This window comes from Streptomyces sp. ERV7 (assembly GCF_001653515.1).
Classification (GTDB): domain Bacteria; phylum Actinomycetota; class Actinomycetes; order Streptomycetales; family Streptomycetaceae; genus Streptomyces.
The window spans coordinates 1,275,759-1,293,686 of record NZ_LYOY01000051.1; the positions used below are offsets into that span (position 1 = coordinate 1,275,759).

Genomic DNA, 17,928 nt, shown 5'->3' on the forward strand with positions numbered 1-17,928 from the left:
CCCGGGGCAATCATCTCGATGGCCCGACCGGAATGCGACCCCCGCGCACCCGTTGCCCTCACGGGTGCGCTGCCCCGATCCTGGTGCGGTTGTTCATGCCTGTGCGTACCTGTGCGGAACTGGGGAGTCGGGATGATCGAGACCGCGGACGACGGACGGGTGTGGCTGCTCTCCGGCCGCACCAGCGGCTATGCGCTGCACCTCACGGACCACGGGGAGCTCCTGCATCTGCACTGGGGCCCGCGCCTGGCCCTCGCCGACGCCGAGGCACTGGCAGCCCAGCCCCTGCCGCCCTACTGGCCCTTCGAGTCACCACTGGATGGTCAGGAGGAGTACGTGGTGGAGGGCGGGCCCCGTTTCGCGCGCCCCGCGCTCTCCGTACGGACCCCTCAAGTGCGCGGTACCGAGTGGACCTTCGTGGGCGCCGCGACCGGGGGCGACGAGCTGCGGCTGCGGTTCGCCGACGCCGTGCACCGCCTCGGGCTCACCCTGCACTACCGGATGCGCGACGACGCCGACGTCGTCGAGCGCTGGGCCACCGTCGCCCACGAGGGCACGGCCGGCGACCCGGACCTGGAGCTGCTGCGCGCCGACGCGGCCGTGTGGACGCTGCCGCTGCGCGACGGCTGGCGGATCAGCCAGCTGCACGGCCGCTGGGCGGCCGAGTCCCGGCTGGTACGGGCCCCGCTCACCCCGGGCGACAAGGTCCTCGGCAGCCGCCGCGGCCACACCGGCCACCAGCACCTGCCCTGGGTCGCCCTGGACGCCGAGGGCGCCGCCACCGAGGAGAGCGGCGAGGTGTACGGGTGCGCGCTCGGCTGGTCCGGGTCCTGGCGCATCGCCGTGGCGCAGCTGCCGGACGGCCGGGTGCAGATCAGCGGCGGCGCCGGGTACGACGACTCCGGGCTGCTCCCGCTCGCGCCCGGCGAGTCGTACACCACTCCCGTCTTCGCCGGGCTGTGGAGCCCCGACGGCTTCGGCGGGGCCAGCCGGGAGTGGCACGCCTGGCAGCTGGCCCGGGTGATCCCGGACGCCGGGCGGCCGCGGCCGGTGCTCTTCAACTCCTGGGAGGCCACCGGGTTCGACATCGGCGAGGAGCAGCAGCGCGCGCTGGCGCGGCGGGCGGCCGGGCTGGGCGTGGAGCTGTTCGTCGTCGACGACGGCTGGTTCGGGGACCGGACCCACGACGCGGCCGGGCTCGGCGACTGGACGCCCAGCCCCGTGCGCTTCCCGGGCGGGCTGAAGCCGCTCGCGGACGAAGTGCACGCGCTGGGTATGCGGTTCGGGATCTGGGTCGAGCCGGAGATGGTCAACCCCGACAGCGCGCTGTACCGGGCGCACCCGGAGTGGGTGCAGCACCAGAGCGGCCGCCGGCGCACCGAGTTCCGCAACCAGCTCGTGCTCAACCTCGCCCGCCCGGACGTCCAGGACCACCTCTGGGAGCAGTTGGACGGGCTGCTCGCCGGCGTGCCCGTCGACTATGTGAAGTGGGACTTCAACCGCTGCTTCAGCGACGCGGGCTGGCCCGGTGAGGAGTATCCGCAGCGGCTCTGGACCGAGCACGTCCGGGCGCTGTACGGGCTGGTGGACCGGCTGCGGGCCGCCCACCCCTCGGTCGACTTCGAGTCCTGCTCGGGCGGCGGCGGCCGGATCGACCTCGGCATCCTTTCCCGTACCGACCAGGTGTGGACCTCCGACAACACCGACCCGCTGGACCGGCTCGCCATCCAGCACGGCTTCAGTCAGCTGCACCCGGCCCGGGTGATGGCCGCCTGGGTCACCGACAGCCCCAACACCCAGCTCAACGGCCGCCGCAGCAGCCTGCGCTTCCGCTTCGTGAGCGCGATGGCCGGGGTGCTCGGCATCGGCGGGGACCTCGCCCGGTGGAGCGAGGCCGAACTGGCCGAGGCGCGCGGGTGGGTGGAGCTGTACAAGGCGATCCGGCCGGTGGTGCAGCTCGGGGCCCAGTACCGGCTGCGGCCGCCGAGCGGCGGGCTCAGCGCCGTCCAGTACGTGCGCGGCGACGACACCGTGGTCCTGGCCCACCTCCAGGCCCAGCACTACGGGGAGCGGCCCCCGGCCGTGCGGCTGCGCGGCCTGGACCCGGCGGCGGCCTATCGGTGCCTGGACACCGGAGCCGTGCACAGGGGAGCGCTCTTGCTGCACCGGGGTCTGGACACCGGGCTTCGGGGTGATCTTGATGCGGCGGTGTTCCGTTTCCGGCGGACGGGCGAGGGCGAGGCTGATGGCGGGGGCGAGGCATAAGGAATGCGCGATCCCGGCGCGGTGAATTGCCCCATAAGGAGGGACTGCCTAAAAGTGGACAGAGTGGGGCGATAGGTGTCCAGGAGGGTGAATGCGGGTGGAACTTTCGCCCGGATTGGGTGATTTGGTGGTCACTGTCCATCTCCCCGACGGGAAGGGGAGGTTGCCCGTGAGCAGCGTCATACCCGTGACGTTCCGTGGTGGCGGCCCCGAATGAATTCCCCCGTCCGGCGGGGCCTGTTGGGAATTCCGGTCGACGCAGGGTGACCGCAATTCCCGGATGAATTCCCGGCCGGGAATACGGATGACGAATGGGCACTTGTCGTGGCACGCCGGGCTCGCTTACGGTCACCGCAATCCGGGTGGACCGCCGAATCCTGCCACCGCTCGGAATCCGCACCCATCCACGCGTGGCAGGAGCGGGGGACCCAGGTAAGCGCCGTCCGGAATTCCGGCACGGCTCGGGGTGAAGCCGGAGCACCGCACGCGGTGCCCGGCCGGGCAGCTCCAGCCCGAACCCGACAGCTCACCTCGCAGGCGCCGGAGAGGAATCCGCCATGCCCGCGAAGGGTAAGCACCGCCGTCCCAAGTCCAGCCCGATATCCCGGGGCATGGTCGCCGCCGGCACGGGCGGCGCCGCGCTGGCCATCCCGCTGCTGGGCGCCACCGGCGCGCACGCCGCGGTGCAGACCGCCGCCCCCGCCACCGCGCCCCAGCAGGCCCCCCGCCACTGCGAAGTCCTCCTCGACCGGGGCCCGTTCACCCTGGAAGGGGAGCGGCGGCTGCTGCGCGAGCACCGCGTCGACGTGCTCGTCACCAAGGACAGCGGCGGCCCCGCCACCGCCGCCAAGCTCACCGCCGCCCGCGAGCTCGGGCTGCCGGTCGTGGTGGTGCGCCGGCCCGAACCGCCCGCCGGGGTGCGTACGGCCCCGGACGTGCAGAGCGTGCTCGCGCTGCTCAGTGCCGCCGCAGCAGATACGTGTCCATGATCCACCCCTTGCGCTCCCGGGCCCGGGCCCGCAGCTCCTCGATGCGGTCGGAGACCTCGGACAGCCGCCCCTGCACCAGGATCTCGTCCGGCGTGCCGACGTAGGCACCCCAGTAGATGTACAGATCCTGGTCGAGATGGCGGGTGAAGGCCTGGCGGGCGTCCAGCATCACCACCACGTCGTCGACCCCCTCCGGCCAGCCCTCCGCGAGCCGTCGGCCGGTGGTGATCTGCACGGGCCGGGCCACCCGGTTCAGCCCCGTCCGGTGCTTGGCGAGCAGCGCCGAGACGCTGCTGATGCCCGGCACCACCTCGTAGGTGAAGGCGGCCCCGCCCCGCTCCAGGATCTCCTCCAGGATGCCGAGCGTGGAGTCGTACAGCGCGGGATCGCCCCACACCAGGAACGCCCCGCACTCGTCGTCGGCCAGCTCGTCCACGATGAAGCGCTCGTAGAGGTCGGCCCGGCGGCGGCGCCAGTCGTCGACGGCGGGCGAGTAGTCCGATGTCTTGCGGTCGCGCTCGGGGTCGCGCGCCTCGACGAGGCGGTACGGGCGGCCGGTGACATGGGTGTCGAGAATGTCCCTGCGCAGCCCGGTCAGATCGGACTTCTCCTCGCCCTTCTCCATGATGAAGAAGGCATCCGCCTTGTTCAGCGCCTTGACGGCCTGGAGCGTCAGATGGTCGGGGTCGCCCGCCCCGATGCCGATCACATAGATCTTTCTCACGGCCCCGAGTCTGCCGCATCCATGCGAGGGCGCGAACAGCGAGGCCTACCGGGGCCGGGAACTACCGCCTATCCTCCGACCATGCGTGTCGCACTCTTCGTCACCTGCGTCAATGACGCGGTGTACCCGGCCACGGGCATCGCGACGGTGAGACTCCTCGAACGTCTCGGCGTCGAGGTCGACTTCCCACCCGGCCAGACGTGCTGCGGACAGGCCCAGTTCAACACCGGCTACCGCCGTGAGACCGAGCCGCTGGTGCGCCGGATGGGCGCGGTGTTCGAGGGGTACGACCATGTGGTCACCCCGTCCGGATCCTGCGCGGCGATGGTCCGCGACAACTACCCCCGTATCGCCCGCAAGGCCGCCTCCGAGGGCCGGGGTGCGGAGCTCGCTGAGATCGCGGGATCGCTCGTGCCGCGCCTGTACGAGCTGTCCGAGTTCCTCGTCGACGTCCTCGGCGTCACGGACGTCGGCGCCTACTTCCCGCACACCGTCACCTATCACCCCTCTTGTCACGGTCTGCGGATGCTGGGTCTCGGGGAGCGGCCGCGCAGGTTGCTGGAGGCCGTCAAGGGCCTGGAGCTGCGCGAACTGCCCGGCGCCGAGGAGTGCTGCGGCTTCGGCGGCACCTTCGCCCTCAAGAACCCGGACGTCTCGGCGGCCATGGGCACCGACAAGGCGGACAGTGCGCTCAGCACCGGCGCCGAGGTGCTGTGCGGCGCCGACAGCTCCTGTCTGATGCACCTGGGCGGCATCCTGCGCCGCCGGGGCGACTCGCTGCGGGCCCTGCACCTCGCCGAGATCCTGGCCAGTACGGAAGCGGAGCCCCTCGTATGAGCGCGACGTTCGTCGGCATGCCGTCGTTCCCCGTGGCGGCCAAGGAGGCGGTCCACGACACGACCCTGCGCGCCAACCTGCGGCACGCCACCCACACCATCCGCGACAAACGCGCCAAAGCGGTCGCCGAGCTCTCCGACTGGCAGCAGCTGCGCGAAGCGGGAAAGCAGATCAAGGACCACACCCTGCGCCATCTCGACCGCCATCTGGTGCGGTTGGAGGAGTCCGTCGTACGGGCCGGGGGCACCGTCCACTGGGCCGCCGACGCCGACGAGGCCAACCGCATCGTCGCGGACCTGGTCAAGGCGACCGGCGAGCGCGAGGTCGTGAAGGTCAAGTCCATGGCCACACAGGAGATCGGCCTCAACGAGGCACTGGCCGCCGAGGGCATCTCCGCGTACGAGACCGACCTCGCCGAACTGATCGTGCAGCTCGGCCACGACCGTCCCTCCCACATCCTGGTCCCCGCGATCCACCGCAACCGGGGCGAGATCCGCGACATCTTCCGCGAGGAGATGGGCAGCTGGGGCCGCCCCGCCCCGGACGGTCTGACGGACAGCCCCGCCGAGCTGGCCGAGGCGGCCCGACTGCATCTGCGCGAGAAGTTCCTGCGCGCCAAGGTCGGGATCTCCGGCGCCAACTTCATGGTGGCCGAGACCGGCACCCTCGTCGTCCTGGAGTCCGAGGGCAACGGCCGGATGTGTCTGACCCTCCCCGAGACGCTGATCTCCGTCGTCGGCATCGAGAAGGTGATCCCCACCTGGCAGGACCTGGAGGTCTTCCTCCAGACGCTGCCGCGCTCCTCCACGGCCGAGCGGATGAACCCGTACACCAGCATGTGGACGGGCACCACGGACGGCGACGGCCCCTCCGTGTTCCACCTGGTCCTGCTCGACAACGGCCGCACCGACACGCTCGCCGACGAGGTGGGCCGCCAGGCGCTGCGCTGCATCCGCTGCTCGGCCTGCCTCAACGTCTGCCCGGTGTACGAACGCGCCGGCGGCCACGCCTACGGCTCGGTCTACCCCGGCCCCATCGGCGCCATCCTCAGCCCCCAACTACGGGGCACCGCAAGCGAGATCGACGCCTCACTGCCGTACGCCTCCTCCCTCTGCGGGGCGTGTTACGAGGTGTGCCCGGTCGCCATCGACATCCCCGAGGTGCTGGTGCATCTGCGCGAGCGGGTGGCGGAGCAGGGTGGCAAGGGGCACCGGCTGGAGAAGGCGGCCATGAAGGCGGCGAGTTGGGCCATGGACCGGCCGGCGGTTTTGGCGGCGGCCGAGCGCGCGGCGACACGGACCCGCGGACTCCACCCGAAGAACCCGCCGGGCGCCGGTGCGTGGACCGAGAGCCGCGCCCTGCCCGAGATGCCCGGGGAACCGTTCCGCGACTGGTGGAAGAAGCGCAGCCGATGAACTCCCGCGACCGCGTCCTGGCCCGCGTCCGCGCGGCCGTGGCCGACGCCCACGAGGCCCCCGGGCCCACCCGCGACTACCTCACGAGCCACACCCCGGACGACCCCGGGGCCATGGTCGACCTGTTGCACGAGAACCTGGCCGACTACCGGGCGATCGTGCACCGCACGGACGCCGACGATCTGCCGATGCTGCTCATGCGCCTGCTCGCCGAGCGGGGCGCGGCCACGATCCTGGTGCCGCCCGCGCTGCCCCCGTACTGGCTGAGCGCGGCCGACCCCGTACGCGTCCACGACCGGGCCGCGTCCACCCCGGCCGAACTCGACGTGGCGGACAGCGTGGTGACCGGCTGCGCGCTCGCCATCGCCGAGACCGGCACCCTCGTCCTGGACGGCGGCCCGGACCAGGGCCGCCGCCGGATCACCCTGATCCCGGACCACCACATCTGCGTCGTACGGGTGCCGGACCAGGTCGTGGCGTCGGTCCCGCAGGCGATGGCGCGCCTGGACCCGGCACGCCCGCTGACCTGGATCTCCGGCCCGTCCGCGACGAGCGACATCGAACTGGACCGGGTGGAGGGCGTGCACGGCCCGCGCACCCTGGAAGTGGTGCTCCTCAGCGAGTGAGGCCCCCTGGAGTCGGCGGGGCACCAGGCGCCGGGTCAGCGGCGTCAGCGGGTCAGCCGGGGTGCCTCGGCCGCCGCGTCCACCGGCCCGGGCAGCCGGTCGGTCAGCTCATGGGCCCACGTCATGAGCCCGGTCAGATCGATCCCGTACAGCGGTATCCCCACATACCGCCCCAGTGAGTCCGCGCCCCGCGCGAGCAGCGCGGCGCCGCCCCTGGCGTTGCCGCGCGCGGCGTGGGTGAGCCCGACGGCGAGCTGCGCGAGCCCCCGCCACAGCTCGCGCTCGCTCTGGGGCCCCGACTTCCAGGCGTCCTCGAAGACCTCGTGCGCATGGAACGGCATCCCCGCGTCGAGCAGCCGCTGCGCCTCCCGCACGGTCTCGTCCGGGGTGCGCGCCACACCCTCCGGCTGCCGCTCCACTCCGGGTGCCCCATAGGGCAGCGGCCGCCCGAGCCCGTCCCTGGGCCGCGCGTTGCGCGCCCGTCCCTCGGCGTCCCGGTCCCGGCGCGAAGAAGTCTCCATGCGCCCATTGTCCCCCGCGGTCGCTCCCCGTACCGGAACACCGCCCTGAGTGAGGTATGGTTCTCATGCACGACCGGCCAGGGGAAACCCCAGGTCAGACGGGCACCGGGACGTGGCGCAGCTTGGTAGCGCACTTGACTGGGGGTCAAGGGGTCGCAGGTTCAAATCCTGTCGTCCCGACTCTGCTTCACGCAGGTCGGAGGCCGTTCTCTCATCCGTGAGAGGGCGGCCTTTCTCGTATGCCCGACCTCGTGTGCCCGACGGTGTTGCCGTGGCCGGGGGCGAGTTGAGCCCGCCGGCCGCGCACCGGGTCAGCCCGTCGCGGTGAGTTCGCCGCTGAGGGAGTCGTGCAGGCGGGCGCTGGGCCCGTTCAGGCCGGTGATCTCGACGGTCTTGCCGCGCAGGCGGTACCGGTGCTCGATCGCGTCGAGCGCCGCGACCGAGGAGGCGTCCCAGATGTGGGCGGCGGAGAGGTCGATGACCACCTTGTCGGGGTCTCCGGCGTAGTCGAAGCGGCCGGCGAGCTCGTTGGCGGAGGCGAAGAACAGCTGGCCGGTCACGGCGTAGACGACCCGGCCGCCGTCGGGGTCGGTGACCGCGGTGACGTCGGCGTGCCGGGCGACGCGCTTCGCGAAGACGGCCATCGCGGTCACCGACCCCGCGACGACGCCGACGGCGAGGTTGTGGGTGGCGACGACGCCCGCCACGGTGACGGCCATGACGGTGATCTCGCCCGCGGGCATCCGCTTCAGCGTCCTGGGTGCGAGGGAGTGCCAGTCGAAGGTGGCGAAGCAGACCATCACCATGACCGCGACCAGCGCGGCCATCGGGATGTCGGACACGACCGGCCCGAAGGCCACGCAGAGCACCATCAGGAACACGCCCGCGAGGAAGGTCGACAGCCGGGTCCGGGCTCCCGAGACCTTCACGTTGACCATGGTCTGGCCGATCATCGCGCAGCCGCCCATGCCGCCGAGGAAGCCGGTGACGATGTTCGCGATGCCCTGCCCGATGGACTCCCGGGTCTTCGACGAGCGGGTGTCGGTGATCTCGTCGACCAGCTTCGCCGTCATCAGCGACTCCATCAGCCCGACGAGCGCCATGGCCAGCGCGTACGGGGCGACGGTGGTCAGCGTGCCGAGCGTGAAGGGCACGTCGGGCAGTCCGGGAACGGGCAGCGAGGACGGCAGCGCGCCCATGTCCCCGACGGTCGGCACGGCGATCCCCGCGGCGACGGTGACCAAAGTGAGGACCGCGATCGAGACCAGCGGAGCCGGGACCGCGGTGGTGATCCTCGGGAGGGCGACCATCAGTCCAAGACCGGCCGCGAAGAGCGGATACACCGCCCACGGCACGTTCCGCAGCTGCGGCACCTGGGCGATGAAGACCAGGATCGCCAGGGAGTTCACGAAGCCGACCATCACCGAGCGCGGGAGGAAGCGCATCAGCTTGCCCACGCCCAGCGCGCCCAGCGCGATCTGGAAGACCCCGGCCAGGATGACCGCGGCCACCAGGTAGCCGAAGCCGTGCTGGCGGTTGAGCGGGGCGATGACCAGGGCCACCGCCCCGGTGGCCGCGGAGATCATCGCGGGCCGGCCGCCGACGACCGCGATCGTGACCGCCATGGTGAACGAGGCGAACAGGCCGATCGCCGGATCCACCCCGGCGATGATCGAGAACGAGATCGCCTCCGGGATCAGCGCGAGCGCGACCACCAGCCCGGCCAGCACCTCGGTGCGCAGCACCTTCGGGGACAGCCAGGACGGGCGGAAGCCGCGCAGCCGCGCTGAAGCGGGCAGAGCGGAGTCAGGCGATTCAGGCAAGGGAAGCAGACCTGTCAGGGCGGGCACACCGCCAACCGGCAGGCGAGCGAAACGGAGGATTGAGGGACCCTCCAGGGTACAGCCCGGTCCCGTACAGCCCGGCCCGTACAGCCCGGCCCGTTCCGGGGCCACGGGGAGCCCTCCGGGCCCGGTCGAGGTTTTTGCGGGCCCCGGGCGGCGTGGCGTGAGGGCGTCCGGGGCCCTGACGCCGGGGCGCGGGCTCCGTCTGTCCCCCCGGGACCGCGGGCTGTCCCCGGCTCAGCGGGGGGAGCTGATCTGGCCCAGGAACAGCCCGCATGCTGCCGTCGACGAGGGTGCCGACGCCGTGCCGGGTCCCGGGCACGGTGGGCACAACGTATCGCCGGGATCTCCGTCGGCCGATCCGGGATGCGTGGCCGTTTCACGCAGCCCGGGGGGCCGCGTCGCCGGTCAGGGGGTGTTCAGCGTCTGGGAGGGCAGTTCGCCGAAGCGTGTGCGATAGCTGTCGGCGAAGCGGCCCAGGTGGGTGAAGCCCCAGCGGTAGGCCGCCTCCCCGACGGTCAGTTGGGCGGGGTCGGCCTGGCGCAGCTCGGTATGGACCCGGGTCATCCGGACGTCGCGCAGATACGCCATCGGGGACATGCCCGTATGGCGGCGGAAGCCCTCCTGGAGCCAGCGGGTGCCGACTTGGCCGATGCCGGCGAGCTCGGTGGTGGTGTACGGGCGCTCGGGGTGGGCGTGGATCGCGTCCACGACCCGTTTGACCGGGCCGGGCAGCGCGGCCCCGACCGGCTTGTCGAGCTCCTCCCGGTAGCGGTGGCCGGTGGCCAGGAGCAACCCCGTGAGCAGGGCGTCCTGGAGCCGGGCCGCCATCAGCGGCTGGGCGAGCGCCCCGTGCTCGTTGTCCATCTCCTGGACGACCAGCGCCACCGCCCGCGACCAGCTCAGGCCCGGCCCCTGGCTGATGTCGAGTTCCGGCGCGAGCCGCATCCCGGTCGGCACCGAGCGGTCCAGCAGCACCTCCAGATGGCGCAGCAGGTCCTGGGCGCAGATCTTGACGGCGAGGAGGCGGCAGTCCCGGTTCCACCGCTCCAGGGTCGTCGCGCCCTCCGGCTGGAAGACCGCCGCGCGCCGGGCGTTCGCGACGGCGGGCGTCCGCGTCCCCTGCCGCCAGACGAGCTCGCCCGAGAGCGGGACGTCGACGTGGTAGGCCCCCAAGTCGCCGAAGCGCATGTGCACATCGGTGCCGCAGCGCAGGTCCCCCAGGGTCAGCGGCCCCAGCCGCACCACTTCGAAGGAGGCGTCGAGCCGGTGCTCGCGGTCCAGTACGTCGATGGAGTTGGCGTAGTACGTCTCACCGATCACCTGGCGTGCCTCGTCGAGGTCCCCGGTCCGGAACGAGAGTCGCGACGCGGGTGAGGCACCCCGCGTGCCCGAGTGGGAAGTTGCCTGCATGGCCCACATCTTCCCGGTGGGCGGGCCCGGCCGTCACCACTGCCGGCGGGCCGATTCGGGGGTGAGTGCGCAACACGGCGTACGGGTCCTTCGCTCGACCGGCCGGGAGTCCGGCGCCGCGGAAATTGACGCCGTCGTGGAGAAATCCGGTGCGGCCCCTCTGTGTTTACCGTGAATGGCGTTGAACACGTCGTACGCTGAGGCGGTTATCGGCTATCGGGTTAATTCAGAACTCTCCGGTCCGTACCTCAGGGGTCCGTGGGACGACTGACGGGAGAGACGATGCGCGAGATCACCCGAAGGGGGCTGCTCGGGGCCGGACTTGGTGCCGTCGCGGCGGCCGGAGCCGCCGGATGCGGCACCGAGGGCCAGGAGGGCGCCGGGGGCCGACCGTATGCGCCGGGGAATGGACCCGGCCATCCGGCCGCACCCAATGCACCGGCGAACTCCCAGGTCAGACTGCTCGGTGATGGTTCGACGGCCGATACCGGCCAGCAGCCGCACCAGCCCGCCAAGCCCCGGCCGCTCGAACCGGGCGAGACCCCGCCGCAGTTCGTGATCTTCTCCTGGGACGGCGCCGGAGAAGTGGGCAACGGGCTCTTCCCGCGCTTTCTGGAACTCGCCCGCGACCATGGCGCCTCGATGACGTTCTTCCTCTCCGGAATCTATCTCCTGCCCGAATCGGGCAAGTCGCGCTACCGGCCGCCGAACAATCCGGTCGGCGCCTCCGACATCGGCTATCTGACCGACGCACATGTGCGCGAGACGCTCAAATACGTGAGCGAAGCGTGGTACGACGGCCATGAGATCGGAACGCATTTCAACGGGCACTTCTGCGGCGGCTCGGGGTCGGTGGCCAACTGGTCGCCCGGCCAATGGCGCAGCGAGATCGAGCAGGCCGTCTCCTTCGTCACCGAATGGCGGACCAACACCGGCTGGCACGACCTCCCACCGCTGCCCTTCGACTACCGCAAGGAGCTGATCGGAGGTCGTACCCCGTGTCTGCTCGGGCAGGGCAACCTGCTGCCCACCGCCCGGCAGCTCGGCTGGCGCTACGACGCCTCCTCGCCCGGCGGACGCCAGGTGTGGCCCGACAAGCGCCAGGGCGTCTGGGACCTGCCGCTCCAGGGCGTGCCCTTCCCCGGCCACTCCTTCGAGGTGCTGTCGATGGACTACAACATCCTGGCCAACCAGTCGAAGAACACCACCCGGGGCATGCCCTCGCGCCACCCGGGCTGGCGGGAGCAGGCGACCCGCGCCTATCTCGCCGGGTTCCAGCGTGCGTACGAGACGAACCGCGCGCCCTTCTGCATCGGCAACCACTTCGAGGAGTGGAACGGCGGCATCTACATGGACGCCGTCGAGGAGGCCCTGAAGGGGATGGCCGGGAAGAAGGACGTACGGCTCGTGTCCTTCCGCCAGTTCGTGGACTGGCTCGACGCCCAGGACCCCCGGGTGCTGGACAAGCTGCGTGCGCTGGACGTCGGCCAGGCGCCGACGGGCGGCTGGAACGCGTACTTCAAGACCGCGTGAACGACCCCGTACGAACTGAACACGTCCGAACGAAAGGGCCGCTGCCGTGCACGAGATGAGAGCCGAGCGGGACCCCGGCGGGGCCGGGGCGGCGGGCCGGGCCGCCCTGCTCTGGCATCCGGGGCCGAAGGGGGTTCCCCGCCACGCTCCGTCACTCGGCGTCTAAGGATGGAAGAGACCACGCCCGCCGCGAGGTGGCCTCTTCTCGTCTCCCCCGGCCGCAGCCGCCGTCTGTCCGGGAGCTCCAGACGCATGGGCGCTCGAAGGTCGCCCGGCCGCAGGCCGGTCCTCATTGCTGTTCAGGCTCTAAGCGGAATGTTGGAGGGCGGGTCTCAGGGAGTTCTCCCCGCCCCTCCCGAGCGGGCCCCATGGCTACCCTGGGACCATGACGACACGGGAAGAGCTCCACGCGCTCATCGACCGCGTGCCGGATGACGACCTCGACGCCGTGGTACAGACCCTGCGGCCGTTCATAGGGCCCACGTCCCGTCGGACGCGGCCCTCGTTCATCGGCATGGGCCGGTCCGGGCACTCCGACACGTCCGCCCGCGCGGACGAGATTCTGAGGGAGACAGGGTTCGGCGAGTGATCGTGGTCGACACGGGCCCGCTCGTGGCCCTGGCGGACGCTGACGACGCCCACCACACGGCGTGCGCGCGCTGGTACGACAGCGTCCACCCCCGCAACCTCGTGATCCCGGCGCCGGTCATCGCGGAAGCCTGCCACCTGATCGGCACGCGCTGCGGAGCCCAGGTCGAGGCCGCGTTCCTGGACGCCCTCGCGGCCGGCCAACTCGGCACCGTCACAGGCGTCATGCCCGACGACATCGAGCGCATGGCCCACCTCGTGCGGCAGTACGCCAGTCTGCCGCTCGGGGGCACGGACGCATGCGTCGTCGCCATCGCGGAACGCTGGCAGGCCAAGCAGGTGGCCACCGTCGACCGGCGGCATTTCAGCGTGGTGCGGCCCAACCACGTGCCCGCGTTCGAGCTGCTGCCGTACGACCTGTAGCCCCGTGCGGTGGGCTCTCTCCGACCACACACGGCCATAGTTGCCCCTTCTACGCACTATCTGCGATACAGGAAGGCTCCGCATGGCACCCGTGATCATGAAACCTGCTGGTCGGAGACCATTCGCAAGCCGAACTCTGATTGTGCTCCGGAGCCGTGTGCGCAGGTTCGAATCCTGCCGGGGGCACCTGTTAGTAGGTGCCTAAAGACCCCGCCACCAGCCACTTCGCTGGGTGCGGGGTCTTCTTGCGTGTGCGTGGGGGTGGATGCCCGCGACAGCAGCCGGACAGCGGTGATCACGTTGTGCGGGCGTGATGACCTTGGAGCGTCGCACCTTGGAGGGGTTCTGCCCCCCGGGGGACAACTGGGCGCTCCCATACACGCCCTGACACCGCGTCTGGCTCAGGCTTTCTCTACTTCATCAAGCACGCGGCTGCGCTCCGCTCCGCCGGGCAGGCGGATAGTCGGCGCGAGCGGGCCTGCCTTCCCGCCCTCACTGGCGGAGCATAAGAGGTAGGATAGGTAGCATGACCGAGCCTACCGGCAAATACTCGATCACCATGCCGCGTGACATCGCCGAAGCCGCCCGCGCTCGCGGTGGCCCTTCGGGGCTGTCCGCCTACGTCGCCGCCGCCGTCGCCCGGCAGATCGAGCGCGACAACCTCAACGAGCTCATCCAGGTCGCCGAGGCCGAGCACGGATCCATCACCGAAGAGGAGATCCAGGCTCTGCGCGACCAGCTCCATCAGGCCCGTCAGCAGCAGGCCAGTGGTGGAGCGAACGCCGCGTGAGCCCTTCCCCAGCCGCCCCGGGTGGCACGCTCGTGCTCGACAGTGAAGGGTTGGCCAAGGCCGTCCTGCGCGACCGCGCGGTCACCACCTGGCTCGCGCTCGCCCGCGCCGACGACCTGCGGGTGATCACATCCGCGGCGACCTTGGTCGAAGTGGTCCACCCCCGCATCAACCGCCCGGCCTTGGAGTGGACCCTGTCCCGCCTCGTCGTCGAGCCGGTCACCGAAGCCGTCGCCCGGCACGCCGCTGCCCTGCTCGCCGATGCCGGTCTGCACGGCCACAAGTACGCCATCGACGCCATGCTCGGCGCCACCGCCCTGGCCTCCCCCGGGCCCGTGACCGTGCTGACCTCCGATCCCGAGGACATCGCAGCGCTGTGCGGCGGGCGCCTCACCGTCATCAAAGTCTGACTCGCCAGCGTTGCCGTTACCCCTCCGTCGCCGACCAGAACTCCGACCGCTCGCTCGGCCGGAGCTCCTCCCCCCGAGGCCCCCCGGGCTGCCCCGGCGTCCCCTTCGGATACGTCATCGGCGCATCCTCCGCGCAGCCGAAGCTCGCGCTGATGAATACGTTCCCCACGCTCCCCACCTGCAGCGACACGCTGAAGCCGTCCGGGCGGCTGGCTCGTACCCATGGCATCGAGCCGTCGCGGACGCTCGTCACCTTGAAGCCCTCGCGCTCCCAGTGGCGCTGGACCACGCCCAGGAGGCTGCCTCGGCGCTGGGGGGAGACGATCGTCAGGATGTTGCGGCTGCGGGTGACCGTCGTCCTGCCCGTCGGCTCGTTGAGGTCGGTGGTGCACGCCTGCCGCATGGGGGCTCCGTACGCCCACTTCACCGGCGGCCGGATCGCCGCCAGCGTGCCGTCCAGGATCGTCTCCGAGCCCTCGCCCGCCTGCTGCATGTTCATCTTCGATGCCTTCTGGGTCTGTCGTACCGACTGGCGTACCGACTGGTCGCTCTTCGTCTGCCCGGCCCCGTCCGGCTCGCACGCCGTCAGCGCCGCCAGGACTGTCATCACGAACACGCAACCCACCCTCCGCCTCATCGCGGTGCCGCCGTCTTGATCTGGTCGCCGTGGCCCGTGACCACGCTCGCTATGTTGGGGAGGGAGTCGCCGCCCGCGTCGGGGTCGAAGTAGAGCGAGTGCGCGGGCAGGTCGCCCCTCGTCAGGCCCATCAGGCCGGTGTCCTTGCCGGGGGCGACGGCGAAGTGGTGGCCGCCGAAGTGGTTGTCCGCGGGGTCCGTGCCGAACCAGTTCTTCTTCGGGCCGTATTCGCTTCCCGGTGCCACGTACTCCAGCAGGTTGGGCGACGGCAGATAGGTGACCTGGTCGTTCTCCGCCGCTCCCACGTATACGTGGTTCGCGCCCACGCCCAGGTCCGACGCCTTGTCCACGCCCACCCCGGGGCTGCCCACCAGCACCACGTCGTCCGCCGGGATGCCGCCGGGCTGCTGGCTCGCCTGGCCCACCGTGAGCGAGCCGTACGAGTGGCCGATCGCCGTCACATGCGGGGAGCCGGACTCATGGGTGGCCCGGATCCCGCTCAGGAACCGGTCGTACGCCGGCGCGCCCGCCTTCGCGTCGTCCTTGCTCATGACGTCCGTCGCCGACCACGAGAAGCTGTCGAGCTGCGGGCAGTCGTAGCCCAGCCACACCACCGAGGAGGTCGTGGTGTCGGGGTACATCTTGTTCGCCATGGTCGCCACGTTCCGGGCCCGGTCCACGTCCGCCGACGCGAAGTGGCCGCTGAGCTTGGTGTTCAGGCCCGGTACGTACGCGGAGACGTTCTTCGACGTGTCCGGGTTGCCGAAGGCGACGATGGCCCGGCCCTTGCCCTCCGAACCGAGGCCCAGCAGGTACGGGCGCGGCTCGCCGGACGCCGACAGCTGCTTCTGGATGCCCTTCAGCCCCTCGACCTTGTCCTTGAGCGCCTTCGCCTCGTCCCCGTCCGCCGCCGCGTACTGCCCCTCCAGGCTGTTCAGCAGCATCGGCAGATACGTCCGGTTGGCCTTGTCGCGGTCGACGGCCGGGATGCCGTCGCGGTTGCCGATCTGCTGCGGGTAGTCCTGGATCAGCTCGGCCTGGAGGCTGGGGGAAAGCTGCGCCCACCACTGCTGTACGGCGGCGGGTGAGCCCTTGGCGTCCGGCATGCCGAGCTCGTGCAGCAGCTCGCGGTTGAGCTCGTCCGCCTTCGCCAGCTCCACGAAGCCCATGCTCCAGTCGCCCTTGGCGCACCGGTTGGCCGCGTCGGTGAAGAGCTTGACCGCCTTCGCGTACTCCTTGTCGGCGGTCTGCGCCGCCGACAGGGCGTCGCCTATGCGGTCGGCGTACCCCTGGGCGCGGGTGGCCTGGTCGCGCTGCATCATCGCCACGTCGCCGGGCTTCATCCCGCCGGTGTCCACACTCGGCGCGGTGACCTTGCCGTCGTCCGCGACGCTGTACCCGGCGCCCGTCGCGTCCGCGATCGCGTTCGTCAGCTTGCCCTGCTGCGCGGCGAACTCCTCGCCGCACGCCCTCAACACCGTTCCCACGGCGTCGAGTTCCCTCTTGGCCACCACCAGGTCGCGCTGCATCCGGGCGAGCCGGTCGGCGGCGGACTCGGCGGCGAGCCCGCCCCAGTTCCCCTGCTGGAGGGGTGCGTGCAGATACTTGCCGCAGTCGCTCGTGTGCGTGGCGAACTTCTCCGCCAGCTTGTCCCAGGCGTCGCCCGCGTCCGTCAGCAGCAGCGGTTTGGCGTCGCGCAGTTGTGAGACCCGCATGTGTCAGTGCCCCCCGTTCGACGCCGGCGGGACGGTGACCGTCGGGCCGAAGAGCCCGGGGGTGGGAGTGACGCCCGGTGCGTACGGGCCGTGCGGCGTCGGGGCCGTGACACCCGGAGCGTACGGCGCGTACGGGCCGAAGCCCTGGAACGACTTCCCGCGCGCGTGGTCCTCCCGGACGAAGCTCGTGCTGGAGGATCCGACCGCGTCCGCCGCCCCCTCCACCATGCCGGCCAGCGAGCGCAGCGCCTTCGCCCACGCCTCCAGGCAGTCGTCGATGGCCTTGGCGGTCTCGAACCCGGCGAGACCCGCCACCGCCGCGTCCGTCGGCGTGTACAGCGTCTTGATCTCGTCGGGGATGTCCTTGGCCACCTTGCGGGCCGATTCGCCGGCCTTCTGGACTTCGCCTGGCGTGATCCAGAAGCCCGTGGTGGGACCGCCGATCGGTGTGGACATGCCGTTGCGCCCCTCGTTCGCTGATCTTCCTTCCGGCAGGCTACGGGGCGAATTCCGGCCAGCCATGAGTACGCGTACTCAGTCCCCGGACCGGCTCGCGTTCGGGGGCGGCTCCCCGATGTCCTCGAACCACAGCCCCGGCTCCGAAGCGATGAACTCCCGCATCAGCGACCGGCATTCCGCGTCGTCGAGCACCACGACCTCCACCCCGTGCCCGGCCAGCCAGTCCTGTCCGCCGTCGAACGTCCGCGCCTCGCCGATCACCACCCGGGAGATGCCGAACTGCCGGATCAGGCCGCTGCAGTACCAGCAGGGGGCGAGGGTCGTGACCATCGTCGTACCGAGGTACGTGGTCTGGCGGCCGGCGGCGCGGAACGCCGCCGTCTCGGCGTGCGTGGACGGGTCGTCGTCCTGGACGCGGCGGTTGCGGCCGCGGCCGAGGAGGGTGCCGGCGGCGTCGAAGAGCGCCGCGCCGATGGGGATCCCGCCCTCGGCCCGTCCGGCCCGGGCCTCCTCCAGCGCGACGGGGAGCAGGGCGCGTGCCGCTTCCAGGTCCATAGGGGCATTGTGGGACACGTCGGCGGCCCCGGCCTGCGCCACGACCATGGCGGCAGCCGGGGCCTCTCGGCCCAGGGGCCCATCGACCTACGGGATCAGGTGTTCGGGCGCTTTCCGTGGTTCGCGCTCTTCTTCTTCCGTGCGCGTCGCTTGTTGCCTCGCTTGGACATGGACCGCATCTCCC

At 71.3% G+C, this 17,928-nt stretch carries 19 protein-coding genes, 1 tRNA gene and 1 riboswitch; of the genes, 11 read left to right on the plus strand and 9 right to left on the minus strand.

Annotated elements, in window-relative coordinates:
- Nucleotides 1–132 precede the first annotated feature (132 nt).
- Both A8W25_RS28575 and A8W25_RS35830 read left to right on the plus strand, forming a co-directional pair.
- Nucleotides 133–2,265, plus strand: coding sequence for an alpha-galactosidase (locus A8W25_RS28575; protein WP_067166709.1), 2,133 nt, complete (start codon nt 133–135; stop codon nt 2,263–2,265).
- Between the two features lie 387 nt (nt 2,266–2,652).
- Nucleotides 2,653–2,818: riboswitch (cyclic di-AMP (ydaO/yuaA leader) on the plus strand.
- 4 nt (nt 2,819–2,822) lie between these two features.
- Nucleotides 2,823–3,254 (plus strand): precorrin-6A/cobalt-precorrin-6A reductase, encoded by a 432-nt coding sequence (locus A8W25_RS35830; protein ID WP_420708529.1) that lies wholly within the window; start codon nt 2,823–2,825, stop codon nt 3,252–3,254.
- Here the strand turns inward: A8W25_RS35830 and cobF are convergent.
- The gene (gene cobF, locus A8W25_RS28585; protein ID WP_067166711.1) at nt 3,223–3,978 is read right to left on the minus strand and encodes a precorrin-6A synthase (deacetylating); all 756 of its coding nucleotides are present in this window, start codon (nt 3,976–3,978) and stop codon (nt 3,223–3,225) included. The two genes, A8W25_RS35830 and cobF, sit on opposite strands and share 32 nt — an antisense overlap.
- An 81-nt stretch (nt 3,979–4,059) precedes the next feature.
- On the opposite strand from cobF, the gene A8W25_RS28590 reads away from it, so the two are divergent.
- From A8W25_RS28590 to A8W25_RS28600, 3 genes are read left to right on the plus strand one after another with little or no spacing between them, the layout of a single operon-like run.
- On the plus strand, nt 4,060–4,815 hold the full coding sequence (locus tag A8W25_RS28590) for a (Fe-S)-binding protein (RefSeq protein ID WP_067166713.1): 756 nt from the start codon (nt 4,060–4,062) through the stop codon (nt 4,813–4,815).
- The gene (locus A8W25_RS28595; protein WP_067166715.1) at nt 4,812–6,230 is read left to right on the plus strand and encodes a LutB/LldF family L-lactate oxidation iron-sulfur protein; all 1,419 of its coding nucleotides are present in this window, start codon (nt 4,812–4,814) and stop codon (nt 6,228–6,230) included. Before A8W25_RS28590 ends, A8W25_RS28595 begins: the two co-directional genes overlap by 4 nt.
- Nucleotides 6,227–6,856, plus strand: a complete 630-nt coding sequence (locus A8W25_RS28600; RefSeq protein ID WP_067166718.1) for a LutC/YkgG family protein — start codon at nt 6,227–6,229, stop codon at nt 6,854–6,856. Before A8W25_RS28595 ends, A8W25_RS28600 begins: the two co-directional genes overlap by 4 nt.
- 44 nt (nt 6,857–6,900) lie before the next feature.
- Here the strand turns inward: A8W25_RS28600 and A8W25_RS28605 are convergent, their stop codons facing one another.
- Nucleotides 6,901–7,377 (minus strand): DUF309 domain-containing protein, encoded by a 477-nt coding sequence (locus tag A8W25_RS28605; RefSeq protein ID WP_067166720.1) that lies wholly within the window; start codon nt 7,375–7,377, stop codon nt 6,901–6,903.
- A 106-nt stretch (nt 7,378–7,483) separates the two neighbouring features.
- Here A8W25_RS28605 and A8W25_RS28610 point away from each other — a divergent pair.
- Nucleotides 7,484–7,557: transfer RNA gene (locus A8W25_RS28610), tRNA-Pro, on the plus strand.
- Nucleotides 7,558–7,688: 131 nt separating this feature from the next.
- On the opposite strand, the gene A8W25_RS28615 is transcribed toward A8W25_RS28610, so the two are convergent.
- On the minus strand, nt 7,689–9,200 hold the full coding sequence (locus A8W25_RS28615; protein ID WP_067166722.1) for a SulP family inorganic anion transporter: 1,512 nt from the start codon (nt 9,198–9,200) through the stop codon (nt 7,689–7,691).
- A gap of 429 nt (nt 9,201–9,629) precedes the next feature.
- Complete coding sequence (locus A8W25_RS28620) at nt 9,630–10,634, minus strand: AraC family transcriptional regulator (RefSeq protein WP_079126455.1); 1,005 nt, start codon at nt 10,632–10,634, stop codon at nt 9,630–9,632.
- Nucleotides 10,635–10,916: 282 nt separating this feature from the next.
- On the opposite strand from A8W25_RS28620, the gene A8W25_RS28625 reads away from it, so the two are divergent.
- The 5 genes from A8W25_RS28625 (at nt 10,917) to A8W25_RS28645 (ending at nt 14,378) form a co-directional block, all read left to right on the plus strand.
- On the plus strand, nt 10,917–12,167 hold the full coding sequence (locus A8W25_RS28625; RefSeq protein WP_067166728.1) for a hypothetical protein: 1,251 nt from the start codon (nt 10,917–10,919) through the stop codon (nt 12,165–12,167).
- 385 nt (nt 12,168–12,552) lie between these two features.
- On the plus strand, nt 12,553–12,756 hold the full coding sequence (locus tag A8W25_RS28630) for a hypothetical protein (RefSeq protein ID WP_067166731.1): 204 nt from the start codon (nt 12,553–12,555) through the stop codon (nt 12,754–12,756).
- Entirely contained in the window at nt 12,753–13,178 is a 426-nt protein-coding gene (locus A8W25_RS28635; RefSeq protein ID WP_067166734.1) for a type II toxin-antitoxin system VapC family toxin, read from the plus strand. Before A8W25_RS28630 ends, A8W25_RS28635 begins: the two co-directional genes overlap by 4 nt.
- Before the next feature lie 526 nt (nt 13,179–13,704).
- Nucleotides 13,705–13,968, plus strand: a complete 264-nt coding sequence (locus A8W25_RS28640) for a CopG family transcriptional regulator (RefSeq protein WP_067166736.1) — start codon at nt 13,705–13,707, stop codon at nt 13,966–13,968.
- Nucleotides 13,965–14,378: a PIN domain-containing protein gene (locus A8W25_RS28645; protein WP_067166738.1), complete on the plus strand. Its 414-nt coding sequence runs from the start codon at nt 13,965–13,967 to the stop codon at nt 14,376–14,378. Before A8W25_RS28640 ends, A8W25_RS28645 begins: the two co-directional genes overlap by 4 nt.
- A gap of 16 nt (nt 14,379–14,394) precedes the next feature.
- On the opposite strand, the gene A8W25_RS28650 is transcribed toward A8W25_RS28645, so the two are convergent.
- From A8W25_RS28650 to A8W25_RS35835, 5 genes are all read right to left on the minus strand, one after another.
- Complete coding sequence (locus A8W25_RS28650; protein WP_234386634.1) at nt 14,395–14,985, minus strand: hypothetical protein; 591 nt, start codon at nt 14,983–14,985, stop codon at nt 14,395–14,397.
- A 26-nt stretch (nt 14,986–15,011) separates the two neighbouring features.
- The gene (locus tag A8W25_RS28655) at nt 15,012–16,730 is read right to left on the minus strand and encodes an alpha/beta hydrolase (RefSeq protein WP_234386604.1); all 1,719 of its coding nucleotides are present in this window, start codon (nt 16,728–16,730) and stop codon (nt 15,012–15,014) included.
- A gap of 3 nt (nt 16,731–16,733) precedes the next feature.
- A complete protein-coding gene (locus tag A8W25_RS28660; RefSeq protein ID WP_067166744.1) occupies nt 16,734–17,186 on the minus strand; it encodes a type VII secretion target in 453 nt (150 codons plus the stop codon).
- Nucleotides 17,187–17,264: 78 nt separating this feature from the next.
- Entirely contained in the window at nt 17,265–17,744 is a 480-nt protein-coding gene (locus A8W25_RS28665) for a nucleoside deaminase (protein ID WP_067167362.1), read from the minus strand.
- 95 nt (nt 17,745–17,839) lie between these two features.
- Nucleotides 17,840–17,914, minus strand: a complete 75-nt coding sequence (locus tag A8W25_RS35835) for a 50S ribosomal protein bL37 (RefSeq protein ID WP_371657075.1) — start codon at nt 17,912–17,914, stop codon at nt 17,840–17,842.
- Between the last annotated feature and the right edge of the window lie 14 nt (nt 17,915–17,928).

What these genes read in the sequence shown, in the direction of transcription:
- A8W25_RS28575 (WP_067166709.1), top strand. Translation starts at nt 133, where the DNA reads ATGATCGAGACCGCGGACGACGGACGGGTGTGGCTGCTCTCCGGCCGC.
- A8W25_RS35830 (WP_420708529.1), top strand. Translation starts at nt 2,823, where the DNA reads ATGCCCGCGAAGGGTAAGCACCGCCGTCCCAAGTCCAGCCCGATATCC.
- A8W25_RS28590 (WP_067166713.1), top strand. Translation starts at nt 4,060, where the DNA reads ATGCGTGTCGCACTCTTCGTCACCTGCGTCAATGACGCGGTGTACCCG.
- A8W25_RS28595 (WP_067166715.1), top strand. Translation starts at nt 4,812, where the DNA reads ATGAGCGCGACGTTCGTCGGCATGCCGTCGTTCCCCGTGGCGGCCAAG.
- A8W25_RS28600 (WP_067166718.1), top strand. Translation starts at nt 6,227, where the DNA reads ATGAACTCCCGCGACCGCGTCCTGGCCCGCGTCCGCGCGGCCGTGGCC.
- A8W25_RS28605 (WP_067166720.1), bottom strand. Translation starts at nt 7,377, where the DNA reads ATGGAGACTTCTTCGCGCCGGGACCGGGACGCCGAGGGACGGGCGCGC.
- A8W25_RS28620 (WP_079126455.1), bottom strand. Translation starts at nt 10,634, where the DNA reads ATGCAGGCAACTTCCCACTCGGGCACGCGGGGTGCCTCACCCGCGTCG.
- A8W25_RS28625 (WP_067166728.1), top strand. Translation starts at nt 10,917, where the DNA reads ATGCGCGAGATCACCCGAAGGGGGCTGCTCGGGGCCGGACTTGGTGCC.
- A8W25_RS28630 (WP_067166731.1), top strand. Translation starts at nt 12,553, where the DNA reads ATGACGACACGGGAAGAGCTCCACGCGCTCATCGACCGCGTGCCGGAT.
- A8W25_RS28640 (WP_067166736.1), top strand. Translation starts at nt 13,705, where the DNA reads ATGACCGAGCCTACCGGCAAATACTCGATCACCATGCCGCGTGACATC.
- A8W25_RS28650 (WP_234386634.1), bottom strand. Translation starts at nt 14,985, where the DNA reads ATGACAGTCCTGGCGGCGCTGACGGCGTGCGAGCCGGACGGGGCCGGG.
- A8W25_RS28655 (WP_234386604.1), bottom strand. Translation starts at nt 16,730, where the DNA reads ATGCGGGTCTCACAACTGCGCGACGCCAAACCGCTGCTGCTGACGGAC.
- A8W25_RS28660 (WP_067166744.1), bottom strand. Translation starts at nt 17,186, where the DNA reads ATGTCCACACCGATCGGCGGTCCCACCACGGGCTTCTGGATCACGCCA.
- A8W25_RS28665 (WP_067167362.1), bottom strand. Translation starts at nt 17,744, where the DNA reads ATGGACCTGGAAGCGGCACGCGCCCTGCTCCCCGTCGCGCTGGAGGAG.